The sequence below is a fragment of the Ornithinibacter sp. genome, assembly GCF_035443565.1.
Taxonomy (GTDB): Bacteria; Actinomycetota; Actinomycetes; order Actinomycetales; family Dermatophilaceae; genus Fodinibacter.
Genome location: NZ_DAORSO010000081.1, coordinates 7,276 through 11,140 on the forward strand (window position 1 = coordinate 7,276; position 3,865 = coordinate 11,140).

Sequence of the window (3,865 nt, forward strand, 5' to 3'; positions counted from 1 at the left end):
GCGATGCTCGTGACGACGAACATGACGACGAACGGGAACACCCCGAGCAGCGCCGGTCCGATCCTGTTGAAGACCTCCCCGGGCGCGTCGGCGTACATCCACGCGAGCAGCCCGAGCAGCACGCACGGGACGACGAGCATGAGGGCCAGGGTGCGGTGGTCCCTGCGCAGCTGGCGCAGGATCCGGGATGCCGTGGCGAGCGTGATGCGGGCGTTCACGCCGCGTCCTCGGGCTGGGCGGTCTCGGCCGCGGCGTTCGCGTGGGCGGCATCCGCCGCGTCGATGAGGGCGAGGAAGGCCGCCTCGGCGTCCGCGGCCCCGGTGGCCTCGAGCAGCTCGGGCAACGTGCTGTCGCTGAGCACCCGACCCTCGCGCAGCAGCACCAGTCGGTCGCACCGCACCGCTTCGTCCATGACGTGGCTGGACACGAACAGGGTGCGGCCCTGGTCGGCCAACCGATGGAAGATCGCCCACAGCTCGCGCCGGAGCACCGGGTCGAGCCCGACCGTCGGCTCGTCGAGCACGAGGACCTCGGGGTCGCCGACGAGCGTGCACGCGAGGCTCACCCGCGCCTGCTGGCCCCCGCTGAGGTTGTCGACGCGGGCGGCGGCGTGACTGGTGAGGTCGACGGCCACGATGGCGCGGTCGACGGCATCCGCGGGTGCGCCCAGGACGGCGCGGAAGTAGTCGACGTTCTCGCGCACCGACAGGTCGCCGTAGACGCTCGGGGACTGCGTCACGTAGCCGACGCGGTGGCGCAGAGACGGTGACCCGGCATCCTCACCGAGCACCAGGACGCGGCCACTGGCCACCACCTGCACCCCGACGATGGCGCGCATCAGCGTGGACTTGCCGCCACCGCTCGGCCCGAGCAGCCCGACCACCTGCCCGCGGGGCACCCGCAGGTCGAGGTCGGGAAGAACCTCGCGCGAGCCCCGCACCACGCGCAGGTGCTCGACGACGATCGCATCACCCTCCGCCTTATTCGTCACATGATGAATTCTGCACCTCCCAGCCCGTCCGGACAAGGAGGGTGTGATCCACCTCCCGCACCGTCAGGTGGCGAGGTGAAGGCGCGCGAACGCCAGCGACTCGGCGAGGTCCAGCTCGCGCTGGGCCGCGGACGCCCGCCTGGTCCCCACCTCGACGACGACGTGGCCGCCGAACCCCGACTCCGCCAACAGCTCCAGCACCTCCCCGCACGGCTGCGTCCCCCGCCCGGGCACGAGGTGCTCGTCGCGCGGCGACCCCACCCCGTCGGCGAGGTGGAGGTGCGCCAACCGGGGGCCGAGATCGTGAACCATCCCCACGGCATCCGACCCCGCCGTCGCCGTGTGCGAGAGGTCGAGGGTCACGTGGTCGTACGGCTGCGGCACCGGATCCCAGTGCGGCAGGTACGCCTCGACCTCGCGCGAGCGCGGCCCCCGCCACGGGTACATGTTCTCGACCGCGAGCCGCATGCCGGTGTCGTGCTCGCGCAGCGCCACCCCGTCGATGAACCCCGCCGCGTACTCCCGCTGCCACCGGAACGGCGGGTGCAGCACCACCGTGTCGGCACCGACCTCGGCGGCCAGATCGATGGACCGGTCGATCTTCACCCAGGGGTCATTGCCCCAGACCCGTTGCGTCACGAGCAGCGTCGGGGCGTGGATCGACAGGATCCGGATGCCGTGCAGCTCGGCGAGCGCTCGCAGCGCACCGGCCTCGCGGGTCAGCGGATCGGTCCAGACCATGATCTCGACGCCGTCGTAGCCGAGCCGGGCGGCCAGCTCGAAGGCGGCGGCGCACCCTTCGGGGTAGACCGACGACGTGGACAGCCCGATCAGGGGCGCCGGCACTCCCACGGGATGGGCCCCGGTGCGCGCGCCACGGCCGCGGGTCGCCACGGCTCAGCTCAGCCTGTCCAGGTGGCGCAGGATGATGCCCTCACGCAGCGCCCACGGGCAGATCTCGAGCTCGTCGAGGCCGAGCAGGTCCATGGCGGCCTCGGCGACGATGGCACCGGCGAGCAGTTGGTGTGCGCGGGATGCCGAGACGCCCGGTAGGTCGGCGCGCTCGGCATCGGTCATGGCGGCGATCTCGGGCAGCTTCTCGGTGAGCAGCGCGCGCGGCAGCACCCGGGCGGCATACATCCCCTCGCTGCTGGGAGCGGCACCGCAGATCCGCGCCAGCGAGCGCATCGTCTTCGACGTGCCGACGGCGTGGTCGGGGGCACCGGCCTTGGCGAGCGGACGCAGCTCGGCAGCGATCGAGGCGCGCACCAGCCGCCGCGCCTCACGCACGGCATCCGCACTGGGCGGGTCGCCGGGCAGCAGGTCCCGCGTCACCCGGCCAGCGCCGAGTGGCAGCGACACCGCGACGTCAGGGTCCTCGTCCATGCCCATCGCGAGCTCGAGCGAGCCGCCGCCGATGTCGGCCACGAGCAGGGTGCCGGCCGACCAGCCGAACCAGCGGCGTGCGGCGAGGAACGTCAGCCGGGCCTCGTCGGCCCCGCTGAGGACGTCGAGGACGACGCCCGTGCGCTCCTTGACCTCGAGCAGCACCTGGTGGCCGTTGGGCGCTTCCCGGATCGCGCTGGTGACGAAGCCACTGAGGTTCTCGACGCCCTGGTGCTCGGCGACCTCGAGGCACTCCTGCACGAACGTGGCCAACCGGTCGCTGCCCTCGTCGCCGATGTGCCCGTCGTCGGTGACGTGCTCGGACAGGCGCAGGTCGATCTTGTGCTTCGTCGCCGGCAGGGGCTGGGCTCCGGGGTGCGCGTCGACCACGAGCAGGTGGACCGTGTTCGATCCGACGTCGACGACCCCGAGGCGCATGCGCCAAACGTAGTCGCTGTTCGGTAGCCGGCCCATAGGGACGGCACGGTGGGGCCGGCCACAGCCAGCAGGGTGGGCGGCTCATGGGGACGGGGCGGCGGGTGGCCCATAGGGTGGTCGCGTGCCCGAGACGCCGCTGGACATCGCCCGCACCTGGGCCGAGCTGCCCGATCCCGCGAATCCCGAGCAGCGCTTCCGGGTCGATCTCACCTGGCTGACGTCGAGCTGGACGTGCATCTTCGGCTCGGGCTGCAAGGGCATCTACGCCGATCGCCCCGACGACGGGTGCTGCACGCTGGGCGCGCACTTCACCGACGACGAGGACTTCGAGCGGGTGCGTGCCGTCGTCGCCGAGCTCGGCGAGGACGAGTGGCAGTACCACCCCGGCCGCGGCAAGCGGGGCGACAAGGACCCCTCGCGCCGCTCGGCCTGGACCGAGCTCGAGGCCTCGCCGGACGGGTCGGAGGGGCCGGACGGGTCGGATGCCGCCCGCAAGACCAAGGTGGTCGACGGCGCCTGCATCATGCTCAACCGCCCCGGCTTTCCCGCTGGTGCCGGGTGCGCGCTGCACCAGCACGCGGTGCTCACCGGCCGGCCGCCGCACGAGGCCAAGCCCGACGTCTGCTGGCAGCTGCCGATCCGGCGGTCGTACCGCACCGTCGAGCGGCCCGATGACACCTCGTACCTCGAGGTGACCATCGCCGAGTACGACCGGCGCGGGTGGGGGCCTGGGGGCCATGACCTCGACTGGTACTGCTCGTCGAACACCGAGGCCCACGTCGGGGCCGAGCCGGTCTACCGCAGCAACCGGGCCGAGCTCACTGCCCTCATGGGTGAGGCCGCCTACGCCGCCCTGGTGCTGCGCTGCGAGGCCCACCTCGACACGGTCAAGCGGGCCCGTTCAGCGGGGGCTCGCCAGCTGATCCCGCTGCTCGTGCACCCGGCCACGGTCGAGGCCGGCACGGTGGGCGGGCGGCGCACCAGGGTGCCTCGGCGCCGGCCGGCGACAGCTGCCACCCGGACGGCCAAGGTCGGCACCCCCACCAAGGC

Annotated in this window: 4 protein-coding genes and 1 pseudogene; 1 reads left to right on the forward strand and 4 read right to left on the reverse strand. The window is 72.9% G+C overall.

Annotated elements, in window-relative coordinates:
* The 4 genes and pseudogenes from PLL68_RS09540 to PLL68_RS09555 all read right to left on the reverse strand — a co-directional run.
* Positions 1-218, reverse strand: a pseudogene (locus PLL68_RS09540) (ABC transporter permease); the annotation flags it as partial.
* On the reverse strand, positions 215-991 hold the full coding sequence (locus tag PLL68_RS09545) for an ABC transporter ATP-binding protein (RefSeq protein WP_324533529.1): 777 nt from the start codon (positions 989-991) through the stop codon (positions 215-217). The pseudogene PLL68_RS09540 and the gene PLL68_RS09545, both read right to left, overlap by 4 nt.
* A gap of 63 nt (positions 992-1,054) precedes the next feature.
* Positions 1,055-1,843: a sugar phosphate isomerase/epimerase family protein gene (locus PLL68_RS09550; RefSeq protein ID WP_324533532.1), complete on the reverse strand. Its 789-nt coding sequence runs from the start codon at positions 1,841-1,843 to the stop codon at positions 1,055-1,057.
* A 45-nt stretch (positions 1,844-1,888) separates the two neighbouring features.
* A complete protein-coding gene (locus tag PLL68_RS09555; protein ID WP_324533530.1) occupies positions 1,889-2,815 on the reverse strand; it encodes a Ppx/GppA family phosphatase in 927 nt (308 codons plus the stop codon).
* A 121-nt stretch (positions 2,816-2,936) separates the two neighbouring features.
* On the opposite strand from PLL68_RS09555, the gene PLL68_RS09560 reads away from it, so the two are divergent.
* On the forward strand, positions 2,937-3,865 hold a 929-nt coding region (locus tag PLL68_RS09560), incomplete at its 3' end, for a DUF3109 family protein (RefSeq protein ID WP_324533531.1).

Bases quoted from the DNA above. Each gene is read 5' to 3' on its own strand.
- PLL68_RS09555 (WP_324533530.1), bottom strand. From the start codon at position 2,815: ATGCGCCTCGGGGTCGTCGACGTCGGATCGAACACGGTCCACCTGCTC.